Annotated in this window: 9 protein-coding genes; 7 read left to right on the forward strand and 2 right to left on the reverse strand. The window is 40.1% G+C overall.

Annotation, left to right across the window (positions count from 1 at the left end; all coding sequences use genetic code 11):
* On the reverse strand, window positions 1-210 hold a 210-nt coding region (locus tag D1Z90_RS21800), incomplete at its 3' end, for a hypothetical protein (protein WP_232525324.1).
* A 45-nt stretch (window positions 211-255) separates the two neighbouring features.
* Between D1Z90_RS21800 and D1Z90_RS20055 the strand changes: the two genes are divergently transcribed.
* Window positions 256-495: a hypothetical protein gene (locus D1Z90_RS20055; protein WP_119912556.1), complete on the forward strand. Its 240-nt coding sequence runs from the start codon at window positions 256-258 to the stop codon at window positions 493-495.
* A gap of 65 nt (window positions 496-560) precedes the next feature.
* Here the strand turns inward: D1Z90_RS20055 and D1Z90_RS20060 are convergent, their stop codons facing one another.
* Entirely contained in the window at window positions 561-887 is a 327-nt protein-coding gene (locus D1Z90_RS20060; protein WP_119912557.1) for a helix-turn-helix domain-containing protein, read from the reverse strand.
* A gap of 175 nt (window positions 888-1062) precedes the next feature.
* Here D1Z90_RS20060 and D1Z90_RS21380 point away from each other — a divergent pair, with 175 nt between their 5' ends.
* The 6 genes from D1Z90_RS21380 to D1Z90_RS20085 all read left to right on the forward strand — a co-directional run.
* Complete coding sequence (locus tag D1Z90_RS21380) at window positions 1063-1269, forward strand: hypothetical protein (protein ID WP_158587203.1); 207 nt, start codon at window positions 1063-1065, stop codon at window positions 1267-1269.
* The gene (locus tag D1Z90_RS20065; protein WP_158587204.1) at window positions 1256-2362 is read left to right on the forward strand and encodes a replication initiation factor domain-containing protein; all 1107 of its coding nucleotides are present in this window, start codon (window positions 1256-1258) and stop codon (window positions 2360-2362) included. Before D1Z90_RS21380 ends, D1Z90_RS20065 begins: the two co-directional genes overlap by 14 nt.
* Window positions 2355-2687: a CTX-RstB family phage integration protein gene (locus D1Z90_RS20070; RefSeq protein ID WP_158587205.1), complete on the forward strand. Its 333-nt coding sequence runs from the start codon at window positions 2355-2357 to the stop codon at window positions 2685-2687. Before D1Z90_RS20065 ends, D1Z90_RS20070 begins: the two co-directional genes overlap by 8 nt.
* A 94-nt stretch (window positions 2688-2781) precedes the next feature.
* Entirely contained in the window at window positions 2782-3000 is a 219-nt protein-coding gene (locus tag D1Z90_RS20075) for a hypothetical protein (RefSeq protein ID WP_119912560.1), read from the forward strand.
* 35 nt (window positions 3001-3035) lie between these two features.
* Window positions 3036-3248, forward strand: a complete 213-nt coding sequence (locus tag D1Z90_RS20080) for a hypothetical protein (protein WP_119912561.1) — start codon at window positions 3036-3038, stop codon at window positions 3246-3248.
* A gap of 95 nt (window positions 3249-3343) precedes the next feature.
* Window positions 3344-4865, forward strand: a 1522-nt coding sequence (locus D1Z90_RS20085) for a hypothetical protein (protein WP_147378812.1), incomplete at its 3' end; no start/stop codon positions are given.

A 4865-nucleotide genomic window follows, 5' to 3' on the forward strand; every position in this document is an offset into this window, starting at 1 on the left:
TATATATAACTGCGCATTATGTTGATCGGCATTATGTTGAATGCTTTTTCGTGCAAAATTTCGATGCACGAAAACGCCTAGGGCGCATTTACACATAATCCGTGTAATGCGCAGTTCTGCAATCAAAATCATTCCCTGGGAAACCGGCTTTACTTTTATTATGATTGCATTTACTCTTTGCCAGGATAAACCGGCATATTGTTTTTGCAATCATAATGCCTCAATGTAGTTAACCGGCGGAAGGAGTTTTGCATCATGGCTTACACTGTTAGAACCTCAGATGATGATGAATTGTTTATTGATAAAGCCAAGCAGCTTACAGATACAAATACTGCAACTAAGGCGCTTTTGGCATCAGCTCGCTTGTGTGTGTCCCAGCATGATGAGATTAATAAGTTAAGGGCACAGCTAGCAAAATCTAAATCAGATCATGCTGCTGCTCTTAAGGTCGTTTCTGATTTTCAGCGCTCACTAAAGGTTATCATTGATTTTTAGGGTGCCGAAAAACCCCCGTTCTGTAATACGGGGGTAAACTCTCCACGATCTCGGGCTTTCGTGGTCTACAGTTCTTTCCTTACGTTGCTTTTTATCACTAAAGCCTTAATAACGTCCATTGCCGTTCTAAGTTCATCTTCTCCCATTCTTTTCATTGCAGATAATACTAAAACCTCATTTTCGTTTGTTTTTTCAACTAAATCGCCGAAAGCAAGGTGAATTGCGTCACTATTGGTGGCATCCGCTATTTTCATTAAATCCGATAATTTCGGTTCGTTTTTCCCAGCTGCCCACCTTTCTAGTGTTGATCTTCCTATCCCTGTTTTTTCTGCAACAGTCGCGTAATCACTTGATTTCTTTATACAATCTTTAATTCTGTCTTTTAATTCCATGTTCTTTTTTTCTTCTTTGTGGGTTTTGTTCTTACAGTTTAAACCATGGATATATCACATAAAACTCAACACCTCATAAATTAGGTTTGACACCTCATAAATAAATATCTAAATTATATAAAAAATGAACGCAAAAACCTCATTAATGGGGTTGACAGGTTTTCAAGGATTACGGATGAACATCGTTTATTACGATTTTGAAATTGGTTACGGAGTGAATGCCACGTTCCAAACGGGTGAATGCTACTACTTCGCAACAATGGAAGAACTCAAATGTGAGTGTTTGTCCCGCTTTGGTACTTCCTACGACTTATATGAAATCACCTCTGATAACTATCAGTTTTTATGTGATAAAGGGGTGTTTGATAATGTCAGCTTCTAAGAACGGAATCTTAATTGATCACTTTGCTTTCACATTTAAAGGCATTTATCTGCGTGACTGCGCGAATTACTCCAGCTTTAACACGGACACCACTGCCAAAGGGCTTTACAAGCGTTTAACTGAGTCCGCGCTTTTCTCAAAAATTACTTGGCCTGAATTTCCGCAATTTGTTGAGCCTCATGGCCTTAGTTCTCAAGATAGAGACACCGCTCTACAAGATTTCCAACGCTCTTATCAAATAGCGCTTGATATGACGCTTATGGTGCTTTTTGAGAATTTCTTCGGTTTCAAAATTGGTTCAAGCCGTGAAAAAGGTATGTTTGGCTATAAAGAAAGTTACCCACTTTACGATCTTGAAACCGGCCAGATTCAAATGGGTTTTATTGCTCTTGGTGGCAACAATGACACCATATACACGCAACTTTCCGGTACTGGCTGCAAGTATCTTTTTGCAAAACGCTCACCAGAACTATTACACAATTTTCTTTCTGGTGTACTTAACATCTCTAAAATTGCCCGTATTGATTTAGCTTACGATTGCTTCGAGGGTAATTTTGATTGTGACTATGCTCTTACGGCTTATGATGACGGCGCATTTCATAACAAGGGTAGGCCACCCGCTTTAAATCATTTAAAACCCCGCCGTGGTGATGTTGTCGAGGGTGAAACTGTTTATGTTGGTTCGCGTAAATCTACTGTTTACTGGCGCGTTTACAACAAAGCCCTCGAGCAAGGTTTACATGACACTGTTTGGTTTCGCTCTGAAGTTGAATTAAAAGGCGTTCACATTGACGCTTTAAAACATCCAGCTTCTGCCTTTGCTGGCTTGTGTGACTTTTCCGCCTCTATTGCTCCAGACGAGCATATCAACGTCAAATTTAAAACCGTTCAAAACACCTTGGACTTTGCCGGAAAAATTCGCTGGGCAAAAACCATGGTGGGTAAAACCCTTTACGATATTGCCGAGCATTTTGACGGTGATATTAATCTCGCATATGGCGCACTTTGTGATGAATCTGGCGGCAAGCTTGGTATCCCTCAGACTTACATGCGCCTAATTAAAACCAATCTGGAGAATGTTCGTTATGGCTAAATTACTTGTAGCTGGTTATTCAAATTCACGCGGCAAAGCAAAATCAACCGGCCGTCCTTATAATATTGCGCGTTTGCATGTTTTAACAAAAATCCGTGAATGGTCAAATGACAATGGCCGCGGCATTGGCGCAGGTTTTGAAACTGCTGATGACAAAGCTATTCCTGTTAATCCAGAGGACACTTCACTTGAGGCAAAACTTCTTGAGCTTGATTACCCTGCATTTTATGAAGTCGAGCTTTCCCCAAACCCTGAAGACCCAACAAAGAACATCGTAACAAACATTAAGTCTTTGCCACCTAAACAACCACAGGCTAAGGCTTAATCATGGCAATTTGCGTTGGATTCGACACGGACGGTTTAATAAAGCAGCTTCAAACAACTGCTGATTTATTATGCTAATAGGTTTTCACCTCTAAATGAAATGCATAATTGACAATCAAGGCCAGTTACAAATTTCAGAATATACGCAAACTTGTCAGCTCATTGTGTTAGAGCAACACGACTATCAGTTATTGGCAGGTGCGTTAACAGAATTTGACCTAGAAGTATTTTCCATGGTCAATGGCTCTATCTTACTAAGCTTTTTTGTCGGCCATGCTGGCGGGAGACTCGTTAAATGGTTTGGTAAAAAATAGTAAATAGATTTTTTTAAACGAAGAGAGAGAAAAACATGAAAAACTTACTTAAAAAACACGCGCCAAAACTTGCTGTTATTGGTGCATCATTAACGACTGTTTCAGCACAAGCGGCAGATTACACCGCAGAAATTGCCGCTGCATCAACTGAAGCAAACTTAAACCAAACAACAATGGTTGGCGCTGTTATTGCTTTGGCTGCAATCGGTTTTGGTGTTTATTACCTAATCAGCTGGTTAAAGCGCTAAGTGTTTCCCGCTTTATTATACGCCTGTATCTTAAGCGTTTGTTTCTGCATTGGCTTTTATTCAGGCGTAGTATCTGCATAACAAAAAGGCCAAATATGCAATTATTTAAAATGGTCGCAATTGCGGCCTTTTTTTTACCTTTTTATAGTTTTGCCAATTACACAACAATAAACGGCGAATTTCCATGCTCCGATGGCACAGGTTTTTGTAAACAGTCAACTTTAGAAGGTTTATATAAATGCCACTCAGATAACAAAATTGTTAGCTCTGTTGTTCAATGCGCGGATTTTGAAGAGAGATTGGAAGTAACAAAGCAGCATTACCTTGGTTACTCTTGTTCACTTGGTTCTGTTATTCAACATCATGAGTTTATATATAAACAAGAATGGATTTGTAAAAAGGCAGGACATTCAGATCGACTTGGCTCTTATTCCGTTACCGCTGCACTTGCTCCAAGTTCACCATCTTGTCTAGACTCTGATTACAATGACCCTTATGAAATTAACGGTTTTTTAGAATGTAGAATAAAAACATGTGACGATGGTTATTATGGTGACCACACTAAAATTGCGGGTGTTTGCGATAGGCCAACGCCAACATTACCTGACACATGCTTAAGCACCGATATTACAACTAACTTTTCACCTGATTGGCCATCTTGCGCACCAATAGAAATTGAACCAGAAATACCCGATACTAACTGCGGCACTTTATTGGGTAACGGTTGGGATACTCAATTTTGTATTGTTGATCCAAACGATGCTTGTGTTAACGGCATATGTAAAACAGGCTGCGGCACATTAAACGGTCAGCATGTTTGTTTTGGTGACGACCTCGACGCTGATAATGACGGTTTCATGGATGACAGCAATAATTTAGGCGAGGGCAGTAACAATCCAAACGACACTAATCAAAATGGCTGTCGATCTATCAATGGCCAAAGCTATTGCCCCCAAGACCCTAACGACTTTATAAATTCAGATGGTTCATTTCCTTCAGGCTGTGGTTTTGTTGGTGACGATTTCTACTGCACAACTTTAGAGTCATCTAATAACCCTTCAGACGTTGATAACCCAGAATTTGATAACACGCCTATCGATGGCCAATCCGGTGATAACTTACTTAATTCACTTATCACTCGTCTTGATTTAAACAATCAGCAAGGTTTTCAAAACCTCGCAACAAACATCCAATCACAAACTGGTGACCTTTTAACTTCATTATCGAATTTACGAAAAACCATAGAAGATAAACCCGTTTCCGGTGTTGCCCATGGCGGTGATTCAGGAACGGAGCCACAACCAGAAGACCCGCCACCTGATTACACTATGCCAACTTCTGGTGATACCGGCCTTTTTTCATCCGTCATTGGTGACACTCAAATAGCAGAGCTTAAAACCACAGTTAGCAATAAAACGGATGAGCTAAAGCAGCAAATACAAGGTTTCAAAACTCTATTTGTGCTCGACAATCTATCGGTAAACGGCGCTATCTCTAACAACATCGTGAGTTTGCGCGGCGCTTCTTACAACTTAAACGCTTCTGCATTTGATGCTTTTTTTGATCATGGCATTCATAACATTATTTGGTTAATCACTGTTATCACTGGCGCGGGTA

This window comes from Motilimonas pumila (genome assembly GCF_003596335.1).
In the GTDB taxonomy this organism is placed as follows: domain Bacteria; phylum Pseudomonadota; class Gammaproteobacteria; order Enterobacterales; family CBDFNC01; genus Motilimonas; species Motilimonas pumila.